Raw genomic sequence first — 25,989 nt, 5'->3', positions numbered from 1 at the left:
TTCACCCGACTGCCGGCGGCGACGACCGAAGCCGATCTCGACGCATTGCTGCCTTGGCGTCAGGCGCAGAGTCTAGCGGTGCGCTTCGCCGACCTGTAGGTGGGGTTGGTGGAGCGCTTACATACCCTCTACTCTTGGCGGCTGCCAAAAATGGGGGGGATTACCGGCGTAGTTAGCCAGAAGGTTCTAGTTTCGACCTGTCTCCCGGGTGCCGGAACTGACGGGATCATCAGGGATCCGACATTTACTCCCTGTCGTCATTGTGGCAAATGCGAAAAGGGCGCCGGGAACAGATCGCCGGCGCTCTAGGGCGATTAGAGTTTGGTAACATCGCGTGTGGTTAATAGACGGGTCGCAGGCCTTGTTGCAAGTAATAAATAGAATGGAGCCGCGTAGGATGGGGGATCATGGAACTCAACAGGCCGACTTGAGATTACAGGCTCTCGAGAACCTGCGAATCCGCCTGCTGGACCTAAGTAGCCGCAATCGGCTGCTGAACTTTAAGCACAGCAAGACCGGCAGCCTACGGATCATTGACGAGTTGCCAAATCAGCTCCACGAGGTGCTGCTGAGCGAAAAACGGCTTCGTCTCATCCCGGTGCCGGAGCCGACCCGTCAACAGCTCATCGACGCCGGCTATATCACCATCGACGAGGAGGGGCGCGAGGAACGGGTTAAGAAAGATCCGATCGCTGAACAGTGGGCCCGCTGGCTCGGGCTCGTACCCCAGTATGAGCTGCCTGAGCCGCACGGCGCACCAGTTGATGCGGTGAAGCACAAAGACGACGCGATCCAGACCCTCCTGTTCCCACACGAGCTCGAGACTCGGCTGCGCGGTTTGCGCGGCAAGGCAGAAACCGCGCTCCAGGAAACGGGCGCGAACATTCTTTATCTCGCGCTTGGTTTTCTTGAGTGGTACGAAAGCCCCAACAGCGATGTCGCGCGGCTTGCACCGCTGGTGTTGATGCCGATCTGTCTTCACAAGGGCGAGATCAATCGCGCCACGCGGACCTACGAGTACACCGTCAGCCATATCGACGAGGACATCCTACCCAACCTCTCGCTGCGCGAGAAACTTCGTGTCGATTTCGGTTTAGCACTCCCAGAACTGGATGAAGATACTGCGCCGGAAGCTTATTTTGCTGAGGTGCAGGCACTGATCGACGACCATCAGCCTCGCTGGAGGCTCAAGCGCTTCGGTACGATGGCACTGCTTAATTTCAGCAAGCTGCTGATGTACCTTGATCTTGATCCGCAACGCTGGCCCGAGGAGGCTTCCCTAGCCAGCCATCCCGTAGTTGCCCGTTTTCTCGGGGCGGCGCCCGAGGATAAAGCCGAATCGGCGGGAGGGTTCAGCGATGAGCATGCCATCGACGACATCCCTGACGTTCATGAACTATATCCGTTGATCGACGACGCCGATAGCTCTCAGCACAGCGCGCTGGTAGACGTGCTGCAGGGCAAAAACCTGGTTATCGAAGGACCTCCAGGGACAGGCAAGTCGCAGACCATTACAAACTTCATTGCCGCGGCGATCGCGCAGGGGAAACGTGTTCTGTTCGTGGCGGAAAAAATGGCGGCCCTTGAAGTTGTCAAGGGGCGTCTTGATCGAGCCGGTCTTGGCGACTTTTGTCTAGAGCTACACAGCCACAAGACGCAGAAGCGGAAAGTCCTCGATGAGATCGGGCAGCGCCTAGCCAAACAGGAGCGCATCCGCCCACCGAGGGAGATCGACGCCGATCTCGCGCGCTATAACTCTCTACGAGATCAGCTCCGCCGACACGCCGAACTGGTCAACAAGCCCTGGAAAGGCACGGGCCAGACGATCCACGAGATCTTGATGGCGGCAACGCGATACCGTGAGCGATTGCCCGAGATCGATCCAGCAGACATACACCCGGAGGGCCTAGATGGGCGGTCTTTCGGTGCTGGCGTGCGCCGCGAGAGTCTCGATACGATCAAGCGCTTCGGCAAACTATTCATCGACATACTTGCACAGCTTACCGAGGGATCCCCTCTGCAGAGCCATCCCTGGTTTGGAGTTTCAAACCCTCGCTTGCAGTTTTTCGACGCTGATAGGGTGAGCACCGATCTGCGTGCCTGGCAGGAGGCGCTCGGCGCTCTTTCCGGTCTCGCGTCTGTCCTTTCCGACGTACTAGAGCTCGATGCGGCAGCTCTACCTGGTCAGCTCACTGAGCTTAAGGGTTTGCGGGACGACCTCAAACGGCTACCTGAGCTCACTGGGGACGAGCGGCTTTCCTGCCTGCCCGACTTGCAGGGTAATCGATTGACGTCCGCGCAGCAGTATCTGGCAATCAACGAGGAGCTTCAGGCCGTGCACCGCACGGTGGTGCAAAAGATTGGGCAGGACCTGGCGACGGATCGGGAGCTGTATCAGCGCCTACACGAGGCTGAGCAGGTTCTGCGGCGCTTTGGCGTTCGCGAGCAACTTGGCCTCGAAGCTGCGGCTCATCTGCTGCGGGATCTAAAGCGGCTCGAAGATGATCTGCAGGAGTTCCTTGCACCGGTTGATGAACTCACAAAGCTCGCAGGCGCTAGCGAGCTTTTGGGTATCCATGAAACCGGCTTGAAGGAGCTCGCTCAGCTCATAAAAATCGCCGGCGAGCTGAAGCCGGCGTTATGGCGCCACCGGGATGAGCTTTTCGATGCTGACGAGCTGGATGAAGTGCTGCCTGAGCTCACGGAGACCCTGGCTCGTCTGCGCGAGGTCCGTGACGAGCTCTCGCCTTACTTCCGAATGGACGGGTTACCAGAGGCCGATTCGCTCGATCAACTATACGCCACGCTTATTGCTGGCGGCATGTTCCGGTGGCTGCGCCGTGATTGGCGGCAAGCTAAACAGCAAACTCTTGTTTTGGGCAAGGCGCAGGTACCGCTCGCGAAGCTCAAGGAACAGCTGCCCAGACTGGTCGAATTTGTGCGGGAGAAGCGCGAGTTCGACGGCGATGTGCGCCTGCAAGAGCTGCTTGGCGACCATTTTAAAGGACTTGAGACGCCCGATGCGGACGTCGCAGCGCTGCGCGCGTGGTATCGCCAGGTTCGGCAGGCGTATGGGGTCGGATTCGGTGCCAAGGCGGCTTTAGGTGAAGCGCTGCTCGACATGCCAAGCAGTCTCGCCAAAGCCTTCCGAGCACAGCAGGAGCAGGGGCTGTTGCGCCAAACGGAACAGGCTCTGGTGCTCATGACGCGGCTCAAAGAGATGTTGCCCGGTATTGAAGGCCTTGCGCGCGGGGCGATACCGCTCATAGGTCCCAGCGGCGTTCTGCCTGCCGCAATCTCGAGTCTCGAACAGGTACTTCAGGCCTGTGCGCCACTTGCCGACCGGCAGGACTTCTCGCTGGGTGAGCTTGCTGGCCTCGTGCGGCAACTTGCGGAGCGAGGCCGCCTCGTGGCCGAGCGTCGCGCGCTCAAAGCAGATGTCGGAACGCTGGTCGCAGCTGTGAGCGATCTACAGGGGGCGGCGGCGCGCATTGACGCTATTCGCCGAACAGTCGCGCTCGCCAAGATCGTTGCTGAAGAGCTGTCATCGAGAGCGCTTGTCGAGGTGATATACAGCGACCCTACCCCCGAGCGCTTTGCGCGCTTGAGTGATCTTCGACTACGTCTCGAGCAGGCGCTGACCCAGGAGGCGGAAACATGCGGTGTCTTCGCGCGGGCGGTCGACCTTGATGCCAAGGCCTGGCAAGGCGAGGCCGGTGACGATCTTAAGAGTTTGCAGGCGCGCAACGAACGTGCGCTCACCAACGTGCGATGGTTGGGCAACTGGCTCGATTACCTGCGCTTGCGCCACAGCGTGCAACAAGCGGGTTTTGGGCGGCTCGCCTTGGCGCTCGAGCGCGGCCAACTAGCCGTCGAGGCGGTCGCGGACGGGTACCACCTCGCCGTATCCGACTGCCTTGCGCGGGAGATCCTGGTTGAGACGCCGAAGCTTGCTGAGTTCGGCGGTCGTAACCAAGAAGGCCTGCAGCAGCAGTTCCGTGATTACGACCATAAGCTCAAGCGTCTTCAGCGCGAGAAGATCGCGTGGCAGATTGCTCAGTGCGAAATCCCCGATGGGAATGGCACTGGCCGGGTTAGTGGGTTCACCGACCTCGCGCTACTTCGTCACGAGTGTGCCAAGAAGAAGCGTCATTTGCCGATTCGCCAGTTGATCGCGCGCGCCGGGGAGGCGCTGGTCGGGCTCAAGCCGTGCTTCATGATGGGGCCGATGTCGGTGGCCCAGTATCTCGCACCCGAGGGGATCAAGTTCGACCTGGTGGTGATGGACGAGGCCTCGCAGATCAAGCCGCAGGATGCGTTGGGCGCAATTGCCCGTGGCGCCCAGGTGGTGGTGGTCGGCGACCCGAAACAGTTACCGCCGACGAGCTTCTTCGACCGTCTGGTGGGTGAGGACGAGGACGATCCGACCACCCTTGAGGAGTCCGAGAGCATCCTCGATGCCACCCTGCCGATGTTTTCGGCACGCCGGTTGCGCTGGCACTACCGCTCGCAGCACGAGAGCTTAATTGCCTTCTCGAATCGGCAGTTTTACGACGGGGACTTGGTGCTCTTCCCCTCGCCACACAGTGCATCCCGCGACCACGGCGTAAAATTCGTGCGCGTGAAGCGAGGACGTTTCGTCAATCGCCGCAACCTCGAGGAGGCACAGGCGGTGGCGGAAGCAGTGCGTAGTCACCTGCTGAACCGGAGCGACGAAACGCTCGGCGTGGTGGCGATGAGCGCTGATCAGCGGGAACAGATCGAGCGCGCGGTCGAGGTGTTCGCGAAAGACGATGCGCCCTTCCAAGCCGCGCTAGATCGCGATGCTCGCCGCGACGAGTCGTTGTTCATCAAGAATCTGGAGAACGTCCAGGGCGATGAGCGCGACGTTATTTACATCTCATTTACCTACGGCCCGCAGGAAGTCGGAGCTCGAGTCCCGCAGCGCTTCGGCCCGATTAACTCGGACATGGGCTGGCGGCGTCTGAACGTGCTTTTTACCCGCTCGCGTCGGCGTATGCACATCTTCAGCTCAATGGTCGCCGATGACATCGTGGTCGGTGAGAACTCCAAGCGCGGCGTGCGTGCGCTCAAGGATTTCCTCTCATATGCCGAGCGCGGCGTGCTACCCCAGATGGAGCACGTGACCGGCCGAGCGCCGGACAGCGATTTTGAAGTGGCAGTAGCTGCGGCCCTGAGTCGAGCAGGCTACGAGAGTGTACCGCAGGTAGGCGTCGCCGGCTTCTACATCGATCTTGCCGTCAAAGATCCTGGCAATCCGGGGCGCTACCTGATGGGAATCGAGTGCGACGGCGCCACCTACCACTCGGCGAAATCGGTGCGCGACCGCGACCGGCTTCGGCAAGAGATCCTGGAAGGGCTCGGCTGGCGTATTCGGCGGATTTGGTCGACGGACTGGTACAAGAACCCGGAAGCGGAGATCATCCCGATCCTCCGCGAACTTGAGTCCCTTAAATCCACGCCGTTATCCGAAGCGGAGCACGGCGTCGAGGTTGACGAGATCGCGAGCCTCGTCGAAAGCCTTGATGCCGAAGAAGAGTCCGTGGCCGAGTACGCTGCTACCGAGGCTGGTCTCGCTGACCGGCTTCATGCCTTCGACGTAGAAGTGATTCGCAAAGAGTTACCGGATACGCCAGAGGCCGAGCGGCTCTTACGCCCTGCGATGCTAGAGGCCTTTGTTGAATACCGACCGACGTCTAAGTCGGAGTTCCTCGAGCTCATTCCGCCGTACCTGCGGCAATCCACGTCCACCATCGAAGGCCGCGGCTATCTTGGGCGGGTGCTGGCGATTATCGAAGAGGCCCCTGGGCCAAAGTGTGGTAGTGGATGAATCCGCCTAGTGCGCCTGATCGAATACAACGGGGAGCGGCCGCACGACGCTCTGGGCGAACGCACACCGCTCGAGCATTTCACCCCCTACACCATGGGTTTTAGTTTGAAGCTGTCTACTTGACGGGGGAGCTTACTGGGCCTTCCTCGGTCGGCGCACGTGGTGGGAGCAGACTGTTATGTTCGCCAGCTGCCTTGGCTCATTCTACGCAACGAGCCGCGCCGGGCTCCTTGCCGGCCCCGGCGCTGTAGAACTCGTGGTGGCCCTGCTATCATCCGCACTCCTTCTCCAGCAGCTCGACAGGACCCCATGTCCAGCACCGCCCGTATTCGCGAGATTCCGTACAACTACACCTCCTTCTCCGATCGCGAGATCGTGATCCGCTATCTGGGCGAGGAGGCCTGGAACACCTTGAACCGCCTGCGCGAGAGCCGCCGCACGGGGATTTCCGCGCGCATGCTCTTCGAGGTGCTGGGCGATCTTTGGGTGGTGCGCCGCAACCCCTACATCCAGGACGACCTGCTGGAGAACGCCAAGCGCCGGGAGGCGCTGGTCGGGGCCATGAATCATCGCCTGGACCAGATCGTCGAACGCGCCGAGGGCAACGAGGAAGCCCTGGCCCTCGCCGAGCAGGCCCGCCGCGCGGTGCGCGAATTCGCCGCCTGGTTCCCCGCCACCGAGCGCCGCCGGGAGCGCGCCTTCAAGGCCTTCCGCGCCCATACCCGCAAGGACAACATCAACTTCGACGGTCTGGCCCGGGTCTCCCACGCCACCGACGCCACCGACTGGCGCGTGGAGATGCCCTTCGTGGTGCTCACCCCGGATACCGAAGAGGAAATGGCCGCGCTGGTGGCCACCTGCTTCGAACTGGGCCTCACGGTGATTCCCCGGGGTGGTGGCACCGGCTACACCGGCGGTGCCGTACCGCTCACCGAGGATTCAGCGGTCATCAACACCGAGAAACTCGAAGACCTGGGCGCGGTGGAGCGCATTCCGCTGCCCGGTGTGGCGGCGGAAGTGCCCACCGTGCGCTGCGGCGCCGGCGTGGTTACCCGCCGGGTGGCGGACCTGGCCGGCAAGCACGGCTTGATCTTCGCGGTCGATCCCACCTCCCAGGATGCCTCCACCATCGGCGGCAACATCGCCATGAACGCCGGCGGCAAGAAGGCCGTGCTCTGGGGTACCACCCTGGACAACCTGGTCTCCTGGCGCATGGTTACCCCCGATGCCGAATGGCTGGAGGTGGAGCGCCTGGAACACAACCTGGGCAAGATTCACGACCAGGAAACCGTGCGCTTTCGGGTTACCCGCTACGCCGCCGACGGCAAGACCGTGAAGGGCGAACCGGAGGTGATGAGCTTCCCCGGGCGGCTGTTCCGCAAGATGGGCCTGGGCAAGGACGTGACCGACAAGTTCCTGGGCGGGCTGCCCGGGGTGCAGAAGGAAGGCTGCGACGGGCTGATCACCTCGGCGCGCTTCATTTTGCACAAGATGCCCGCCCACATCCGCACCGTCTGCCTGGAGTTCTACGGCGATGACCTGCGCGAGGCCGTGCCCGCCATCGTCGAGATCATCGACGACCTGAAGAAAGACACCGCGGTGAAGCTCTCGGGCCTGGAGCATCTGGACGAGCGCTACGTGCGCGCCGTGGGCTACAGCCCCAAGGGCGCCCGAGGCGAGCGGCCGAAGATGGTGCTGATCGCCGACATCGGCGCCGAGGACCAGGACGCCTGCGCCGCGGCCGCCTCGCGCATGGTGCGCCTGTGCAATGCCCGCAACGGTGAAGGCTTCATTGCCGTATCGGCGGAAGCGCGCAAGACCTTCTGGGCGGATCGCTCCCGCACCGCCGCCATCTCCCGCCACACCAACGCCTTCAAGATCAACGAGGACGTGGTGATCCCGCTGGACAAGCTCGCCGAGTACAGCGAGGGCATCGAGCGGATCAACATCAAGCAGTCCACCCGGAACAAGCTCGCCATGATTCCGGCGCTGCGCGAGTACCTCGCCGCGCCCATCACCGAGCTCAAGGACCGCCCGGATTTCGCCGGCGACCTGGAAGAGGGCAGCGAGGACCGGCAGCTGCATTCCAAGCAGCGCGCGGCGCTTGCCCGGCTCGATCAGGTGCAGGCCCGCTGGGCCGGGATTCTGGACAACCTGGACGGTGATGCCGGCGAGTTCGACGCGCTGCTGGACGACAGGGCCCGGGCCGACCGACGCGAGGGCGACACCCTCATCCAGCTGCTGCTGCGTCGTGCCCTGCGCCTGTCCTACCGTGCGGAGCTGGAGCGGCCGCTGAAGGAGATCTTCGACGGTCGGGACCTGGAGCCGGTGCGTCGCAAGCTCGACGAGATCCACCAGCAGGTACTCTCCAGCCGCTTGTTCGTCGCCCTGCACATGCACGCGGGTGATGGCAATGTGCACACCAACATCCCGGTCAACTCCAACGATTACGCCATGATGCACGAGGCGGAGCGGATCGTGGACGAGGTGATGGCGCTGGCCAACCGGCTGGACGGGGTGATCTCCGGTGAGCACGGCATCGGCATCACCAAGATGCAGTACCTGGATCAGGCCGTGGTGGACAACTTCACCGGCTACAAGCAGAAGGTCGACCCCCGGGGGCGCTTCAACCAGGGCAAGCTGCTGGCCGGTTCCGGCCTCACCAATGCCTACACCCCGAGTCTTCGTCTGGTGCAGCAGGAAGCGCTGATCCTGGAGGCCAGCGAGCTTGGGGCGCTGAACGAGGACATCAAGGACTGCCTGCGTTGCGGCAAGTGCAAGCCCGAATGCACCACCCACGTGCCCCGGGCCAACCTGCTGTACTCCCCGCGCAACAAGATCCTCGGCACGGGCCTGATGATCGAGGCCTTCCTCTACGAGGAGCAGACCCGGCGCGGTGTGTCGGTCAAGCACTGGGACGAGATGAACGATGTGGCGGATCACTGCACCATCTGCCATCGCTGCCTCAACCCCTGCCCGGTGAACATCGATTTTGGCGACGTCACCGTGCGCATGCGTTCCATCCTCAAGGAGCGCGGCCAGCGGCGCAGCAACCCGGCCGCCGCCGCGGCCATGAGCTTTCTGAACATCAAGGACGCCACCGCCATCAAGACCATGCGCACCGGCATGATCCAGTACGGCTACGGCGCCCAGCGTCTGGGCCACAGCGTGGCCAAGGCCGTGGGCCTGACCAAGCCGAAGGTGGACACCGGCGTCCAGGACCGCCCCCGCAAGACCACCGGCAAGGCTGGCCTGCTGGGCATTCCGGTCAAGGTCGTGGACATGGTGAAAAAGCCGCTGCCCAAGACCGGCTCGAAAAAGACCGCCCGGGCGGAGCTGGGGCTGGAGGATGACAAGGTCGTGCCCATCGTTCGGGACCCCGCCAGGGTCACGGAGGATTCGGACGCGGTGTTCTACTTCCCCGGCTGCGGCTCCGAGCGCCTGTTCGGCCAGATTGGCCTGGCCACCATGGCGATGCTCAGCCACGCCGGCGCCCAGACCGTGCTGCCGCCGGGCTACATCTGCTGCGGCTACCCGCAGACCTCCGCCGGCGATGTGGACAAGGGCAAGCAGATCACCACCGAGAACCGGGTGCTGTTCCATCGGGTGGCCACCACCCTGAACTATCTCGACATCAAGACGGTCATCGTCTCCTGCGGCACCTGCATGGATCAGCTGCTGAAGTACGAATTCGAGCGGATATTCCCCGGTTGTCGCTTGCTGGACATCCACGAATACCTGCTGGAGAAGAGCTACCGGGTGGACGGTGGGGCGGGGGACACCCAGTACATGTACCACGACCCCTGCCATACGCCCATGAAGACCTACAAGCCCCAGGATGTGGTCAACCAGCTCATGGGCACCGAGGTGAAGCTGAACGATCGCTGCTGCGGCGAGGCGGGCACCTTCGCCGTGGCGCGCCCGGATATCGCCACCCAGGTGCGTTACCGCAAGGAAGAGGAGATCAACAACGATCTGCTCGAGATCAGCGGCGCGCCGGTGGCGGAGAAGAACAAGGTGAAGATGCTCACCTCCTGCCCGGCCTGCCTGCAGGGCCTGTCCCGCTACTCCGAGGACACCGGGGTGGATGCCGATTACATCGTCATCGAGATGGCGCGCATGCTGCTCGGCGAGGATTGGCAGAGCGACTTCATCGAGCGGGCGAAGCGGGGCGGTATCGAGAAGGTGCTGCTCTAAGGCGGCGTTGAGCTTGCGCTCGGCTCGTCCTGACGGCGAGCGGGCAGCGGGGATCCCTCTCGAGAGGTTCCGGCCAGGGCAGAGCCCCTGGCCGGAACCGTGGTTAAAGACCGCCCTTTACAGGCCGTTCTCCGGACGCAGCACCGTCGCTTCCAGCTTCCCGCTTTCCATTTCGCTCAGCGCCCGCTCAATGTAGTGTCCGGCCCGCTCGAAACGGACTTGCAGAACCCGTTGCGCAGTCAGTTCGGTGTTGGGGCGCACGGCGCTGTACTCTGCCTTCACACTCTGCAGACGCTTCCGCTCGTTGGCGCCATCGATCGGGTTCAGATCCAGATCGGCTTCGTTCCAGCCCATGCCCACATGCAGCTGGATGAAGTACTCCTTGCCCGCTTCCAATTCCGCTTCCAGCGCCGCATAGCTCTCGCCGAGGGCCAGAAAACGATGGGTGCCGGGTTCAAGACGGGTCTGGGTGTATTGCTGCCCGTGCAGATCCCCCAGCCAGCCGGATTCGTGCCAGATCCCGAAGGGGATCTGACCGATGAGGTCCTTGTCGCGGAACACGGTAAGCACCGCGCTGTCCGCATCAGGCTCCAGAGAGGAATCGGCCTCTACCATGGTTTCCAGGCCCAGGCGGCCCGGATTGAGCAGACCGTTGTCATGACCTTGGTTCGGTGCCGAGTCGGTGTAGTCCGCCGCGCGGCGGGTCTGCATCACCATGGACTTGCCCAGGTCCGCATCCACCTCGCTCATGCCTTCCGGGATGGCGAAGTACAGGAACACGGTTTTGCCGGCCCGGTCGTCCACCGGTTGGTAGCCGAAGCCCACCCGCTGCTGCACCAGGTTGACGGTATGCACGTCGGCTTTGGTCTTGAATACCGTGTATTCACCGGAGCCGACCTTGCCCACGACCTCCTCGTCGAGGGCGACCCAGACGGCGCGTGCGCCGCCCTGGAAGTTATCCTGGCGAATGAGGTAGATCAGGGTTTCGTCGTCCGCCGGCTGCATTTCCGGCTCGAAGTCCGCGACCAGCTTGGGATCGACTTGATAAGTCGTGGCGCAACCACTGGCGAGAGCACCCAGCAGGGCCAGAAAAACCATGCGAAGAAAGCAAGCGGCGGCGTAGGGTCTGTTCTTGTTGTCCATGTTTGTTCTCGTTGCGCGAGTGCCGGGAACCGCGACGCAGGACACTTGCATGTTTGTCTTCTGGGGGCGCCGGGAGGGTGGAATCTAGCGCAGCCTCGATGAGCGGGCACGCCTGGAAGTCGCCCGCCGGGTGGGCTATCGCAAGTCGGAGGGGAGCAACACGGGCCTCGGTCCAGTTCTGCGGTGCGGCCTGGGCCGGGGCGCAGCCATGAGCGGCGAGGTTCGGCATGGCTGGCGGGCGGTGGGCTGCCTGACATATGCTGCGCGCAGGCTTTCACAATAATGCTCCGCCGGGAGCGCCAATAATGCACGGGGGAGCGAGCCGATGTCGCAGATCGAAGAGTGTCCGAGCACGACCTTGCCGGACGGACGCAATATTCATTGCGTCAACGCCTACGAAGTCGGCTTCGGCTGGCATGAGATCGTCTCGGACGATCTGACCCGCCACGGCCTGAGCCTGCCGGCCGACGGCGTCTACTTCGACGTGGGTGCCAATATCGGTCTCTTCTGCCTGCGCCTGCGCGATCTCTGCCCCGAGGCCCGTATCTTCGCCTTCGAACCCATGCCCGGCGCCTTCGAGGCCCTGCGGCGCAATGCCGCCAGCATGGGCGGGCCGGTCGAGGTGCACCAGATGGCCCTGGGCGCCGCGCCGGGGCAGCTCGAATTCGATTATTTTCCGGGGCTCTCGGCCCTGTCCAACGGCGAGCCGGAGACCGGCGGCCGGCTCGCCGAGGGGCTGCGCAATCTGCTCTTCGGCGAAGGCGCCAGCGAGGAGATCCGCGCCATCATCGATCGCAGCGGCGCCCATGAGCGCCTGGACGACGAGGCCTTCATCGACCGGCTGTTCCGCAAGGAGGCCGTGACCGCCGAGGTCGACACTCTGGAGCGGGTGGTGGCCCGCCACGGCATCGACACCATAGACCTGCTGAAGATCGACACCGAGGGGCAGGAGCGCGCGGTGCTCGACGGTATCTCCCCGGCGCTCTGGCCGCGCATCCGCCAGCTGCTGGTGGAGGTGCACCGGGGCGAGGAAGAGCTGCACGGCATGCGCGCCGAGCTCGAGGAGCGCGGCTACCGCACGGTGGTCGATGACCACCCCATGGCCCAGGGTGGCGCTCCCGTGTTCCATATCTACGCCCACCGGCCCCAGGATTTCCAGCATGTCTGAACAACAAGAGCAAACCCTCGCCGACACCCGCGCGCCGTCCTTCGACGTGGATTGGTGGACGATGCTGAGCGACCCGCAGTTTCTCGCCAACCCCTATCCCGAGCTGAATCGGATCCGGGAGCTCTCGCCCATCCACTACGATCCGGCCTCCGAGATCTACTTCGTGCTCGGCCACCGTGAGTTCAACGCCATGGCCAAGACGCCACAGATGGGCCGGGATACCCGGTTCTGGGCCAAGGGTTGGAGCAGCCCCGAGAACCGCGAGAACGACCCGGAGACCTACGAACTGTTCATCGAATTCCAGCCGCAGATGATCAACGCCAATGCGCCGCATCACCGGCGCATGCGCGGCGTCTACGAGAAGGCCTTCAACCCGCGCAGCATGATGGCCCACCGGGCCACGATCGAGGAAGAGTGCCGGCGCCTGCTGGATGAGCTGCCGGCGGATCGGCCGGTGGAATTCATGAATGCCTTCGCCAATCCGCTGCCTCATCGCATATCGCTGCGGCTGTTCAACATCCCCGAGGCGATGGACGAGCCGATCGCCCGGTGGATCGCGGCGTTGAGCTGGCTGGGCAACATCGTCATGACGCCGGCGCAGAAGCGCCAGGCCCAGCAGGCCCAGAGCGAGTTCAAGGCCTATGTACGCGACCACCTGGCCGATCGCGGCGCGCACCCCGAGGACAGTTTCATCGGCCTGTCGCTGGCGGCCGCCGATGCCGGCGTCATGGACGAGGAAGAGCTGGTCAACAACGTGGTGATGCTCATCTCCGGCAGCCGCACCTCGCTCACGCTGCTGGGCAATGGCCTGCTTTCCCTGCTGCAGTACCCGGCACAGTTCGAGCAGCTGCGCGCCCAGCGCGAGCTGATGCCCCGTGCCATCGAGGAGATGCTGCGTTTCGAGCCCGGCAGCAGCCTGATTCCCCGTGCCGGCATCGAGGACTTCCAGTGCGGCGATGTGGTGATCCCCGCCGGCTCGCTGGCCATCGGCCTGGTGGGTGCGATCAACCGCGACCCGGCCCGTTTCCAGAATCCCGACGCCTTCGATATCACCCGGCGGCCGAATCACCACTCCGCCTTCGGCGGCGGCCCCCACATCTGCATCGGCAAGGCGCTGGCGCGGATGACGGGTGAGGTCGCCTTCAACGCCCTGATGGATCGGTTCCAGCGCATCGAGCTGGCCGGCGAGCCCGTGTGGTGGACCGATCGCAGCGATCAGCGCGGGCTCAACGAATTCCCGGTGCGCTTCGGGTACTGATCAATGACTACGCAAACGCAACACGCCCCCGCCCGGATCGACTGGTGGGCCCTGCTCACCGATCCGGACTTTCTGCGTGACCCCTTTCCGGCGCTCAAGCGGATACGCGAGCAGGCACCGGTACACCACGACGCGGGCTCCGATATCTACTTCGTGCTGGGGCACGAGGCCTTCCGCAGCCTGACCCGGGCGCCGGAGATGGGCCGCGATACCCGGCTGTGGACCAATGGCTGGAGTCGGCCGGGCAATGAGGAGCGCGATCCGCTGAGCTATCAGCTGTTCAGCGAGTTCCAACGCCAGATGGTCAATGCCAATCCGCCGGATCATCGGCGCATGCGCGACGTCTTCGAGGACGCCCTGCGCCCGGCCTCGCTCACCCGGCACCGGCCCATGATCGAGGCCGAGGTTCGCCGCTTGCTGAAGGCCGTGCCCGACGACACGCCCGTGGACTTCATGAGCGCCTTCGCCAATCACCTGCCGCTGCGCATTGTGCGCAATCTGTTCGAGATTCCCCCCGAGATGGATGCGCAGCTGGCGCAATGGAACGCGGCGCTACTCAAAATTGGCGACATCATGATGTCGCCGGAGCAAAAGCAGGAGGCGCTGGATGCGCTGCGCGCCTACAAGGCCTACCTGCGCGAGCATCTGGCCTCGCATCGGGCCGGCGCCGAACAGGGGTTCATCGGCCTGGCCCTGGCCGCCTGCGAGCACGGCGCGCTGGACGAGGAGGAAGCGCTGAACAACCTGCTCGGGCTCATCTCCGGCAACGAGACCACCGTGACCCTGCTGGGAAACGGCATGCTGTCCCTGCTGGAGCATCCCGAGCAGCTGGCGCGGCTGCGCGGCGACACTGAGCTGATGCGCCCGGCGGTGGAGGAGATGCTGCGCTACCAGCCGGCGCTCAATTTCATTCTCCGGGTGGCGATCAGCGATTTCCGCTGCGCCGGGGTGCACATGCCCGCCGGCTCCCTGGTGATCGGCCTGGTGCCGGCCATCAACCGGGATCCGGCCCGCTTCGACGACCCCGATGTGTTCGACGTGGCCCGCAAGCCGAACGCCCATTCGGTGTTCGGCGGCGGTGCCCATGTCTGCATCGGCAAGGCCCTGGCGCGGATGCAGGCCAGTGCCGCCTTCGAGGCCCTGCTGGCGCGTTTTCCGCGGATCGAGCTGGCCGGGGAGCCGGTCTGGTGGTCGGATCGCACCAATCAGCGAGGCCTGCGGAACCTGCCGATGCGGTGCAGTCGCCAGCGCGGATGAGCGGGATGGAAACCCGTGCCCTTGCCGCGCGGGCGGAGCCGGGGCAGATACGGTCAGCGCTGGCCCTGGGAGATGCCTACCTGGGCCATCTGCCGCTGGAGACGGTGCCCGAGGCCCGCTGGCCGGCCCTGGAAGCACTGCTCGACGCGGCAGAGCGTGAGCGGGCGGCGCGTTTCCACTTCGACCATGACCGGCGCGCCTACATCGCGGCCCATGCCTTGTTGCGGGCGACTCTCTCCGCGCTCACCGGGCTGGGCGCGCCGGATCTGCGCTTCAGCCTCAATGTTTACGGCAAGCCCGAGCTGGTGCCGGCGCCTGGCGTGCCGCCCTACCGCGTGAATCTGTCCCATACCCGCGGCCTGGCGGCGGTCGCCGTGAGCCTGGAGCAGGACGTGGGCGTGGACGTGGAATGGCTGGGCCGCAGGCCGCCCGGTCTGGCGCTGGCCGATCGCTACTTCGCGCCCTCGGAATGTGCCTGGCTAGCCGCCCGGCCGGAGGCCGACCGGCACGAAGCGCTGCTCACCCTGTGGACGCTCAAGGAAGCCTATATCAAGGCCGTGGGTCTGGGGCTCTCCCTGCCGCTGGATGCCTTCGCCTTCGAACTCGAGCCGCTCACCATACGGTTTTCGGCACAGATCGAGGATCGGCCGGAGCGCTGGTGCTTCCAGCGCTACCGGCCCACCGCCGAGCACCTCATGGCGCTGGCGCTGCGCACACCCGCCGCGCGGCCCCGCGCCGTGCATCTGCATCAGGTCGTGGCGGAGTGCCTGGGCGGTTCGGCGCCTTTCCCATGAGGTCTCCGGGCTTTATGCTTTGTTGATCTCAGCCCAACAAGATAACGAGCCAAGCATGTCTGAGTGCCCCATCGCCAAGCCCGGCCGCCCCGCCGCAGCGTCCCCGTCGCGGCGGGAGGCTGGATGAGCGAGACACCACATACCGCCCCCGACGCCGGCATCGACTGGTGGGCGATGCTCTCCGACCCGGCCTTTCTCGAACAGCCCTACGGCGAGTTGTGCCGCCTGCAGCGTCTGGGGCCGGTGCATTTCGATGCCGCCTCGGGCGTGTATTTCGTCCTCGGCCACGAGGCCTTCTCCCGGGTGGTGAAGTCCTCCCGCATGGGCCGGGACACCCGTCTGTGGCGCGACGGTTGGGCCACGCCGGAATACCGCGAGCGCGATCCGCTGGGTCACCGGCTGTTCAGCGAATTCCACGCCCAGATGATCAACGCCAATCCGCCGGATCACGGACGCATGCGCGGGGTCTACGAGTGCGCCTTCAAGCCCCGGCCCACCAAGGCCCTGGAACCCATGATCGTGGAGCAGGCGCACAAGCTGCTGGCGGCCATGCCGGAGCGGGGCGAAGTGGAGATGATCCAGGCCTACGCCGGGCCCATGCCCCTGCGGGTGCTGTGCGAGCTGTTCGATATGCCCCCCGCCATGGACGATCAGATCAGCCGCTGGAGCGATGCGCTGATCCGCATCGGCGACATCATGATCAGCCAGGCGCAGAAGCGCGAGGCGCTGAGCGCGCTCACCGAGTTCAAGGACTACCTGCGCGGACACCTGGCTGAGCGCCGGGAGGCCCCCGGCGAGAGCCTGATGGACATGGCCATACGCGCCAACGATGAGGGCGTGCTCAATGAGGAGGAAACCCTGGTCAATCTGGTGGCCATGTTGATCGCCGGCCACGAGACCACCGTGACCCTGATCGGCAATGGCCTGATGCTGCTGCTGCGCCACCCGGAGCAATTGCAGCGGCTGCGAGCGCAGCGTGAATTGATGCGCACCGCCATCGAGGAATTCCTGCGCTACGAGCCCGGCGGCAATATGGTGTTGCGGGTGGCCATCGAGGACTTTCAACTGGGCGATGTGCGCATACCCGCCGGCGCCCCGGTCATCGGCCTGATCGGTGCGGTGAATCGGGACCCGGCACGCTTCGAGCGTCCCGATGAGCTGGACCTGGCGCGCCGTAGCAATGCCCATTTCACCTTCGGCGGCGGCGCGCATTTCTGTATCGGCGCGCCCCTGGCGCGACTGGAGGCGGATATCGCTTTCAATGCTCTGCTGGATCGGTATTCGCAGTTGGAACTGGCCGGTGCGCCGCAATGGCGCCTGGATCGCATGAACGCCCGGGGCCTGGCGCGGCTACCGGTACGGGTGGGGGGAGAAAGCTGATGGTTGCGGTCGGCATCGAGGCCATGAACGTCTACGGCGGCGCGGCCTGCCTGGATGTGCGCGAGCTTTGCACCCACCGGGGCCTGGACATGCCCCGCTTCGAGAACCTGCTGATGCAGGAGAAAACCGTGGCGCTGCCCTACGAGGACCCGGTCACCTTCGCGGTGAACGCCGCGCGGCCCCTGCTCGATGCCCTGGACGAGGCGGAGCGCGGCCGCATCGAGCTGGTGGTGGCCTGCACCGAGTCCGGCATGGATTTCGGCAAGTCGCTGAGCACCTGGCTGCACCGCTACCTGGACCTGGCGCCCAACTGCCGGCTGTTCGAGATCAAGCAGGCCTGTTACTCGGGGGCGGCGGGGCTGCAGATGGCCGTGAACTTCCTGCTCTCCGGCACCTCGCCGGGGGCGAAGGCCCTGGTGGTGACCACCGATATCTCCCGTTTCGCCCTGGCCGACGAAGGCGCCATCGAGGAATGGGCCTATTCCGAGCCCAGTTCCGGGGCCGGCGCCGTGGCCATGCTGGTCAGCGACACGCCCCATGTGCTGCGCATCGATCAGGGCGCCTACGGCAACCATGCCTTCGAGGTCATGGACACCTGCCGCCCGGGGCCCGATACCGAGGCGGGGGACGCCGATCTCTCCCTGATGGCCTATCTGGATTGCTGCGAGGGCGCCTGGCGTGACTATGCCCGTCGGGTGGAAGAGGCGGATTTCCGCCAGACCTTCGATTACCTGTGCTTCCACACCCCCTTCGGTGGCATGGTCAAAGGCGCCCATCGCCAGCTGATGCGCGCCCTGTACAAGGCGAAGCCCGCCGAGATCGAGGCGGATTTCGAACAGCGCATGGCGGCGAGCCTGAGCTACGGCAAGCGGGTTGGCAACACCGCCGGCGGGTCGGTGTTCCTGGCCCTGGCCGGCACCCTGGCCAGCGGTGATTTCACCGCACCCCGGCGATTGGGGCTGTTTTCCTACGGCTCCGGCTGCTGCTCGGAGTTTTTCAGCGGCGTGGCCGATGCCCAGGGCCAGGCGCGGCTGCGGGCCATGGACATCGACGGGGCGCTGGATCAGCGCTACCCGCTGAGCATGGACGAGTATGAGACCCTGCTGCGCGGCGGTCATGCCGTGCGCTTCGGGACCCGGGACGCGGTGCTGGATCAGCAGCTGATCCCCGGTGCCTGGGCGGCCTATCAGACCGGTGGACGGCTGGTGCTGGATTCCATCGAGGGCTATCACCGCAATTACCGCTGGGTGTAAGGATTGGATGTAATGAACAGTGAACAGATTTTCGACTTGCTGGTCCGCGAGATCCGCGCGGTGCTGCCGGAGCTGGAAGATCACCCCATCGGCCGGGACGATGCCATGGCGGACCTGGGCGTGGATTCCATAGAGCGCAAGGACGTGATCGTCGCCACCCTGGAGGCGCTGGATCTGCGTATCCCGCTGGTCCAGGTACACGGCCCGCGCAACCTCGGTGAACTGGCCGATCTGCTGCATGCCCGGCTTGCCGCCTGATCCCGGCGCGCCGCTGATCAGCGGCATCGGCGTCGCCACCGGTTTCGGTTTCGGCAAGGACAGTCTGCGCCGTGGCCTCTACGGCGGCGAGAATGCCTTCGATCGCTTGCGCCGCCCGGGTCGGCAATGCCCCGAAGGTTCGGGCGCGGGCGCCCCGTTCATCGGCGTGGAACTGCCCGAGGTGCCGGCCCTGCTGGCGCCGCGGGTGGCCCGCAGTGCCGGGCTGGGCGCACAGGTGGCCGTGGCCGTGCTGGACGAGGCCTGGCGCGAGGCGGGTCTGGCGGCGCTTGAACCCGAGCGCATCGGCCTGATCGTCGGCGGCGCCAATCTGCAATCCCGTGAGCAGATGCTCGCCCGGCAGGCCTATGCCGAGCGGCTGGCCTTTCTGCCGCCGCGCCACGGTTACGGCTTCTTCGATACCGATCTGGCCGCCGTGTGCTGCGGCCATTTCCCCATCCGCGGTTTCGCCCATACGCTGGGCGGCGCCTCGGCCAGCGGCACCCTGGCCGTGCTGGAGGCCGTGGCGGCAGTGAAATCGGGCCGGGTGGACGCCTGCATCGCCCTGGGCGCCCTGCAGGATGTCTCGATGTTCGATCTGCAGGGCATGCGCGCCCTGGGCGCACTGGGTTCCGAGCGCTACGCCGGCCAGCCTGGGCTGGCCTGCCGGCCCTTCGACCGGGACCGTGATGGCTTCATCTACGGCGAATCCAGCGCCGCGCTGGTGATACAGCGCAGCGATAGCGTGCCCGCGGGGCAGGGCTACGCCGCGGTGGCGGGCGGCGCCCAGCTGGTGGACGGCGAGCGAGGCACCAACCCCTCAGCCGCCGGGCAGCGGCGGGTGCTGGCCGCGGCCCTGGCCCAGGCGGGCCTGGCGCCCGAGCAGATCGACTACATCAATGCCCACGCCACGGGCACGCCGCGGGGTGATGACACCGAGCTGGAGCTATACCGCCAGGCGGGCCTCGCCGGCGCCTGGATCAATGCCAGTAAGTCCCTCATCGGCCACGGTCTGAGCGCCGCGGGCGCGGTGGAGACGGCGGCGGTGGCCCTGCAGATGCGCGATGGCCGCCTGCACGCCACCCGCAATCTGGACAATCCGCTGGACCCCGCATTGCGCTGGGTGCGCGGCGAGCCGCGGGAGCAGGCCGTGCGCCATGCCCTGAAACTCTCTTTCGGCTTTGGCGGCATTAATACTGCGCTGGCGTTGCGGGTGCCGGGGGAGCGGGGATGAATTATCAAACGCTGGATGTGAGCTTCCACGAAGGCGTGTGCCGGGTGCGCTTCGACCGCCCCGAGGCGGGCAATGCCATCAATGCCCGGATGATCGAGGAATTCGCCGCGCTGCTCGATCATTGCGAGCAGGCCGACGGCAGCGACGGCGAGCCTCCGGTGACCGTGCTAACCCTGGAAGGCACGACGGAGGTGTTCTGCGCCGGCGGCGACTTCGAGGCCCTGGCGGACAGTGCCGAGGTGCCCGATCCGGAACCGCTCTATGCGCTGTGGCTGCGCCTGGCGCGCGGCCCCTTCATCAGCATCAGCGTGGTGCGGGGGCGGGTGAACGCCGGCGGCGTGGGTTTCGTCGCCGCCTCGGACATGGTGCTGGCCGATGACAGCGCGGTTTTCAGCCTCTCCGAGCTGTTGTTCGGCCTGTACCCGGCCTGCGTGTTGCCATTCCTGATTCGACGCACCGGGGTGCAGAAGGCCAATTACCTCACCCTCAGCACCCGGCCGCTGCCCGCCGAGGAAGCGCTGCGCTGGGGGCTGGTGGATGTGATGGAGGCGTCGGTGGAAGGGGCCCTGCGCAAGCATCTGCTGCGGCTGCGGCATCTGGACCGGCAGGCGCTGGCCCGCTACAAGGCGTACCTGGGCGAGCTGGAGGATGACCTGCAGCGGCAAAAGCCCCTGGCCCTGGCGGCCAATCGCGCATTGTTCGGCGATCCGGCTCTGCGGGAGAACATCCGCCGCTATGTCACCGAGGGCAAGTTCCCCTGGGAGCCCTAGGACGTACCCGGCTCCCGGCCCCGCGTAGCCCGGGTGGAGCCGAAGGCGGGAACCCGGGATCCCCGCCCCCCCCCCAACCATTGACCCCACCCACCCGGCTGCTAAAGTTCCCCCTCGGCCCCGACCCCACGGCACGCACGGAAAAGCGTTCCAACCGAGGCCGACAAGCCCCTTGCACACAACACGAACAACAAGGATGTTCCCATGACCGAAGTGCTCCTGAGCACCCGCTCCCTGCCTCCCTCCGTTCTGGATACCGCTTGCTCGGCTCAATCGCCTTCGCTCTATGCCGGCCGCCGGCCCGCGAACCGCATCAACGCCGACCGCCCCTACCTGCTGGGCACCGCCCCATCGCCACGGGACGAGGCCATCCTCGCGACCCTGCGCCTCGCGCCCCCCAAAGATCTGCGCAACCTGAGCGAACTCGCACAAACCCACGACCCCGATACCACCCTGGCCCTGGCCGAGTTGATGGGCCGTCTGCGGGACTACCAGGCAGCTGGCGCGAGTGCTGCCGCCGGCGTGTACACCAATCGCATTGACGGTTTCACGCGGGCGGTGGCGAATTATCAGGATGCCTTGATGCGCTACCGCAAGGCCGTGGAAGTGGATGCCTCCAGCGCGATTCGGCGCATGGCCAAGGAGCATGCCCATAAACGTTTCGCCGAGATGCAGCGTTCGTTCGGACTGGAACTGGACATGATCCGCCGACGAGTGCGCAGCCGCCGAGGCCTGTCGCTTACCAATGCTCAGCGTGCACTGAATATCGCCACCAGCAGCCGTGGGGTGAGCAAGCTGCATGTGAGTAATCAGGCCGAGGCACATGCTCTGGTGAAGTACGCCCGGTACGCGAAGCACTTGGGTAACGGGCTGGCGGTGGTGGATTTCGGCGCCGGGGTGGGGCAGATCCACAACAGTTACCAGGCTGGCGGCGAGTGGGAGCGGGAGATGTTTGTGGAGTCGGCGAGTTTTGCGCTGGGAGCAGCGGCGGGTGGTATGACGGCCAAAGCCGGAAGCATGGCGCTGGGACTGCTCGTCATGGCAACGCCCATAGGATGGGTAGGTTTGTTGGTGGGAGGTGCGGTCGTGGTTGGGGCCACGGCCACTACGACCATTGTGGTAAATGGAAAAGTCCGAGACGGCGCGGGTTCGTGGTATGACGCCATTATGCGTGGAGTGCGGGAACTGTGGAATTAAAGGTGATGTTATTGGGTTTCTTCGCCCTGGGTGTGCTCGTCGGCTGGGTGTTTTTCGTGATCTTCGGGCGGACAACCGTCCGCCGGCTTAGCCGAACCGCCGACATCCGAAAGCGCATGGGGATTGAACTGATCAGCGGTTGGCGCATCTTCAATGTTGCCGAGGCGCTGGTCTTGCCGGTCAGCCTGTTCGACAAATTACACGCTGGAAGCCTATCCGCGTTCTGGGCGGACGCGAGAGTGCTCAGACAGCATGCCACCCGCTACGACATTGTCATGGCACATTTGTTCTTCTGGACGTTCGTGCCATCCACCACGCTGATGATAGTGCTTGCCCTGCTGGACAGTTTTGGAATCCTGCCAAACAGCCATTAAAACACCGCCCCCGACATGGCAAACTGGCGGGCTGACCCAACAAGTACAAGAGCAGCCCGCCCCATGGTCGAAAACTTCCGCTCCCTCGCCGATTTCATCTGGTCCGTCGCCGACCTGCTGCGCGGTGATTTCAGGCAGTCCCAGTACGGCCGGGTGATTCTGCCCTTCACCCTGCTGCGCCGCCTGGAATGCGTGCTGGAGCCCAGCAAGGACGAAGTGCTGCGCACCGCCGAGCAAACCCGCGGCCAGCCCGAGGCACTGGCCGACAAACTGCTGCTCAAGGCCTCCGGCCAGCAGTTCTACAACACCTCCCAGCTCAGCCTGGGCAGCCTCTCCGACACCCAGACCTTCGACGACCTGGCCCGCTACGTGCAGTCCTTCAGCCCGGCCGCGCGGGGCATCTTCGATCAGTTCAATTTCGACGACTTCCTCGACCAGCTCAACAGCGCCGATCTGCTGTACCTGGTGGTCCAGCGTTTCGCCGCCATCGACCTGCACCCCAAGGCCGTGGACAACTACACCATGGGCCTGGTCTTCGAGGAGCTGATACGCAAGTTCGCCGAATCCTCCAACGACACCGCCGGCGAGCATTTCACCCCCCGGGACATCGTCCACCTCACCACCTCGCTGGTGTTAACCGGCCAGGAAGAGAAGCTCCAGCCCGGCAAGATCATCAAGATATACGACCCCACCGCCGGCACCGGCGGGTTCCTCTCCGAAGGCGAGGAGTACGTGAAGAGCATCAGCACCGATACCCGCGTGAAGCTCTTCGGCCAGGAGCTCAACCCCGAGTCCTACGCCATCTGCGTGGGGGACATGCTGATCAAGGACCAAAGCGTCGACAGCATCAAGCTGGGCAACACCCTCTCCGACGACCAGCTCGCCGAAGAGCACTTCGACTTCATGCTCTCCAACCCGCCCTTCGGCGTGGACTGGAAGAAGGTCCAGCGCCAGGTCGGCGACGAGCACAAGCTCAAGGGCCACCGGGGCCGCTTCGGCCCCGGCCTGCCCCGGGTCTCCGACGGCTCCCTGCTGTTCCTCATGCACCTGATGAGCAAGATGCAGGATGCCAAACAGGGCGGCGCGCGCATCGGCATCATCCTCAACGGTTCGCCGCTTTTCACCGGCGGCGCGGGCAGCGGCGAATCGGAGATCCGCCGCCACATCCTGGAGCAGGACCTGCTGGAAGCCATCGTCGCCCTGCCCACCGACATGTTCTACAACACCGGCATCGCCACCTACATCTGGCTGCTCAACAACCACAAGCCCCCGGCGCGCCGGGGCAAGGTGCAGCTGATCAACGCCACCGAGCGTTTCGGCAAGATGCGCCGCTCCCTGGGCAGCAAGCGCAAGCTGCTGCTGGATGCCGACATCGAAGCCATCGTCCGGCTTTACGGCGATTTTGAAGCCACCGAGGCGAGCAAGCTTTTCGACACCCGCGACTTCGGCTACCGACGCATCACCGTGGAGCGCCCCCTGCGGCTGAACTTCCAGGCAAGCCCCGAGCGCCTGCACCGCATCCGCGAGGAAAAGCCTGTCCAGAAGCTGCCCGAGCTGGACCAGGTGCGCCTGCTCGCCGCCTGCGAACGGCTCGACGAGGACCGTGTCTACCGCAACCGCGAGGCCTTCACCAAGCACCTGAAAGCCGCCCTGAAGACCCAAGAGCTCAAACTCGGCGCGCCCGCCCTGAAAGCCGTGCTCAATGCGCTCTCCGAACGGGACGAAGCCGCCGACGTCTGCCTGGACAAGCAGGGCAATCCCGAGCCGGATCCCGAGCTGCGCGACTACGAGAACGTCCCGCTGGCCGAGAGCGTGCAGACCTACTTCGAGCGCGAGGTCCTGCCCCATGTGCCCGATGCCTGGATTGACCAAGCCAAGCGCGACCCGAAGGACGGGGAGGTGGGTGTCGTGGGGTACGAGATTCCGTTCAACCGGCATTTCTACCGCTACGAGCCGCCGCGGCCGCTGGAGGAGATTGATCGGGAGTTGAAGGAATTGAGTGGGGAGATTCAGCAGCTTCTGGATGAGGTCGCTGTATGAGCGGCCATAGCGGTTATCCCAAATACAAGACCACTGGTTTGCCTTGGATAGGTGACGTGCCGACTCACTGGGTATTGGCACAGCTCAAGCGAAGCGTGCTCGATTGTCGCAACGGCGTGTGGGGCGACGAGGCGCAAGGTGATGAAAACGACACGCCTGTGATCCGTGTGGCCGATTTCGATCGTGAACGATTCCGCGTGTCTACCGAAGACGCAAACCTGACACTGCGCAATATCTCCAGCAAAGAACTGCGTTCCCGCGCATTGAAGAGCGGGGACCTGTTGTTGGAGAAGTCTGGGGGTGGAGATAGGCAGCTTGTGGGCGCCGTCGTTAGTTGGGATCGGTCGTTGCCTGCAGTCACGGCTAATTTCATTGCCAAGATGACGCCCGCTGCGGAGTACGACTCACGGTTTCTGAGTTATCTCCATGCCTCGCTATACGCCGGCAGGGTTAATTACCGTTCCATAAAGCAGTCTACGGGTATCCAGAACATCGACAGCGACCAATATCTATCCGAGAAAGTCGCTTTTCCGCCTATTCATGAACAACGCACCATCGCCGCATTCCTCGACCACCAGACCGCCAAGACCGACCGGCTGATCGCCAAGCAGCAGCGCTTGATCGAGCTGCTCACGGAGAAGCGCCAGGCGGTCATCTCCCACGCCGTGACCAAGGGCCTCAACCCCGACGCGCCGATGAAGGACAGCGGCGTCGAGTGGCTGGGGGAGGTGCCGGCGCATTGGGGCGTGGGCCGAATAGGTTGGTGGTATGAGGTGCAGTTGGGGAAGATGCTAGACCAGCGCCGCATTACTGGGCGTTTCTTAGCACCTTATCTGAGGAATACGGATGTTCAATGGGGGCAAATAAACGTAAATAATTTGCCGACGATGGATTTTTCACCGCTTGATCGCCTGCGATATAGCTTAAAACCGGGAGATTTGCTCGTTTGTGAGGGTGGCGACATTGGTCGGTGCGCAATATGGTCTCATTCGGAATTTGAGTGTTTTTACCAAAAGGCGCTTCATCGAGTGCGCAGCCGGAGTTTTGCACTGGTTGAGTATCTGCAGCATGTTCTACGTTTACTTGCGGAGCAGGGAATATTGAGTGGTTCTGGTACGAGCACGACCATTAACCATCTCACTGCTGAACAGCTGCGGCACCTGTTAATTCCAATGCCACCCCCGCAGGAACAGCGAGAAATTTCTGCGCGGATACAAGGACTAACCGAACACCTATCTACTCTGCAAGATAAATGTAGAGCGAGCATAAAACTGCTCCGCGAACACCGCACCGCCCTCATCTCCGCCGCGGTCACCGGCAAGGTAGACGTCCGGAACTGGCAGCCGGGCGCTGAAGCGGCACAGGCGCCTGAGATCTCGGAAGAGCTGCACGACTAAGCCCGAACGGAAGCGGCTTGCGTTACGGCCGCACCCGCTTGAATTTGCTTAGCGGCTCCCTCGCTCGCGCCAATATCCCGGTTTCCGCCGATTGTGCGCTACGGCTAGAACGAACAGTGTCTCTTGGGCCACGGCATAAATGATCGAGTGCGGGAAGCGTCGAAGCACGAAACTGCGCAGATGATCGTCCACCGGGGTGCCGACCGCCGACCGCCGACCGCGGGGTTATCCAGCGGCAGCTCAACGTCTGAGCTGAGCCGCCGTTTGGGAGCCGCCGCGCGGCTTCCAAACGGTCGGTTCGTAAGCGCTCCACCAACCCCACCTACAGGTCGGCGAAGCGCACCGCTAGACTCTGCGCCTGACGCCAAGGCAGCAATGCGTCGAGATCGGCTTCGGTCGTCGCCGCCGGCAGTCGGGTGAA

The 25,989-nt window shown here is 64.4% G+C and carries 16 protein-coding genes; 15 read left to right on the top strand and 1 reads right to left on the bottom strand.

Annotated features, from left to right (window positions below; genetic code table 11):
- The first annotated feature begins 397 nt into the window (after positions 1-397).
- Entirely contained in the window at positions 398-5,851 is a 5,454-nt protein-coding gene (gene hhe, locus GBG68_RS13325; RefSeq protein WP_193222345.1) for a DUF4011 domain-containing anti-phage protein Hhe, read from the top strand.
- A 309-nt stretch (positions 5,852-6,160) separates the two neighbouring features.
- On the top strand, positions 6,161-10,048 hold the full coding sequence (locus GBG68_RS13320) for a DUF3683 domain-containing protein (RefSeq protein WP_152148176.1): 3,888 nt from the start codon (positions 6,161-6,163) through the stop codon (positions 10,046-10,048).
- Between the two features lie 117 nt (positions 10,049-10,165).
- Here the strand turns inward: GBG68_RS13320 and GBG68_RS13315 are convergent, their stop codons facing one another.
- Positions 10,166-11,191 carry a hypothetical protein gene (locus GBG68_RS13315; RefSeq protein WP_152148174.1) on the bottom strand — a complete coding sequence of 342 codons (1,026 nt, stop codon included), beginning with the start codon at positions 11,189-11,191 and terminating at the stop codon, positions 10,166-10,168.
- A gap of 325 nt (positions 11,192-11,516) precedes the next feature.
- Here GBG68_RS13315 and GBG68_RS13310 point away from each other — a divergent pair, with 325 nt between their 5' ends.
- From GBG68_RS13310 to GBG68_RS13250, 13 genes are all read left to right on the top strand, one after another.
- Positions 11,517-12,359: an FkbM family methyltransferase gene (locus tag GBG68_RS13310; protein WP_152148172.1), complete on the top strand. Its 843-nt coding sequence runs from the start codon at positions 11,517-11,519 to the stop codon at positions 12,357-12,359.
- Positions 12,352-13,617, top strand: coding sequence for a cytochrome P450 (locus tag GBG68_RS13305; RefSeq protein WP_193222344.1), 1,266 nt, complete (start codon positions 12,352-12,354; stop codon positions 13,615-13,617). Before GBG68_RS13310 ends, GBG68_RS13305 begins: the two co-directional genes overlap by 8 nt.
- A gap of 3 nt (positions 13,618-13,620) precedes the next feature.
- On the top strand, positions 13,621-14,874 hold the full coding sequence (locus GBG68_RS13300) for a cytochrome P450 (protein WP_152148168.1): 1,254 nt from the start codon (positions 13,621-13,623) through the stop codon (positions 14,872-14,874).
- A gap of 5 nt (positions 14,875-14,879) precedes the next feature.
- The gene (locus tag GBG68_RS13295) at positions 14,880-15,668 is read left to right on the top strand and encodes a 4'-phosphopantetheinyl transferase family protein (RefSeq protein ID WP_193222343.1); all 789 of its coding nucleotides are present in this window, start codon (positions 14,880-14,882) and stop codon (positions 15,666-15,668) included.
- 123 nt (positions 15,669-15,791) lie between these two features.
- On the top strand, positions 15,792-17,048 hold the full coding sequence (locus tag GBG68_RS13290; protein ID WP_152148164.1) for a cytochrome P450: 1,257 nt from the start codon (positions 15,792-15,794) through the stop codon (positions 17,046-17,048).
- Entirely contained in the window at positions 17,048-18,301 is a 1,254-nt protein-coding gene (locus GBG68_RS13285) for a hydroxymethylglutaryl-CoA synthase family protein (protein ID WP_152148162.1), read from the top strand. The genes GBG68_RS13290 and GBG68_RS13285 overlap by 1 nt, the downstream gene beginning before the upstream one ends.
- A gap of 12 nt (positions 18,302-18,313) precedes the next feature.
- Positions 18,314-18,559, top strand: coding sequence for an acyl carrier protein (locus GBG68_RS13280; protein WP_152148160.1), 246 nt, complete (start codon positions 18,314-18,316; stop codon positions 18,557-18,559).
- The gene (locus tag GBG68_RS13275) at positions 18,540-19,790 is read left to right on the top strand and encodes a beta-ketoacyl synthase N-terminal-like domain-containing protein (RefSeq protein WP_152148158.1); all 1,251 of its coding nucleotides are present in this window, start codon (positions 18,540-18,542) and stop codon (positions 19,788-19,790) included. Before GBG68_RS13280 ends, GBG68_RS13275 begins: the two co-directional genes overlap by 20 nt.
- Entirely contained in the window at positions 19,787-20,560 is a 774-nt protein-coding gene (locus GBG68_RS13270; protein WP_152148156.1) for an enoyl-CoA hydratase/isomerase, read from the top strand. Before GBG68_RS13275 ends, GBG68_RS13270 begins: the two co-directional genes overlap by 4 nt.
- A gap of 204 nt (positions 20,561-20,764) precedes the next feature.
- Positions 20,765-21,757: a hypothetical protein gene (locus GBG68_RS14480; RefSeq protein WP_226801803.1), complete on the top strand. Its 993-nt coding sequence runs from the start codon at positions 20,765-20,767 to the stop codon at positions 21,755-21,757.
- A gap of 11 nt (positions 21,758-21,768) precedes the next feature.
- The gene (locus GBG68_RS13260; RefSeq protein WP_152148154.1) at positions 21,769-22,131 is read left to right on the top strand and encodes a hypothetical protein; all 363 of its coding nucleotides are present in this window, start codon (positions 21,769-21,771) and stop codon (positions 22,129-22,131) included.
- A 63-nt stretch (positions 22,132-22,194) separates the two neighbouring features.
- A complete protein-coding gene (locus GBG68_RS13255; protein WP_152148152.1) occupies positions 22,195-24,171 on the top strand; it encodes a type I restriction-modification system subunit M in 1,977 nt (658 codons plus the stop codon).
- On the top strand, positions 24,168-25,568 hold the full coding sequence (locus GBG68_RS13250) for a restriction endonuclease subunit S (protein WP_152148150.1): 1,401 nt from the start codon (positions 24,168-24,170) through the stop codon (positions 25,566-25,568). The genes GBG68_RS13255 and GBG68_RS13250 overlap by 4 nt, the downstream gene beginning before the upstream one ends.
- Positions 25,569-25,989 lie beyond the last annotated feature (421 nt).

Origin of the sequence: Alkalilimnicola sp. S0819, assembly GCF_009295635.1 — a bacterium.
Lineage (GTDB): Bacteria > Pseudomonadota > Gammaproteobacteria > Nitrococcales > WHIW01 > S0819.
Note: the sequence above shows the minus strand (reverse complement) of the source record. Positions and strands in the feature narration are given on the sequence as shown.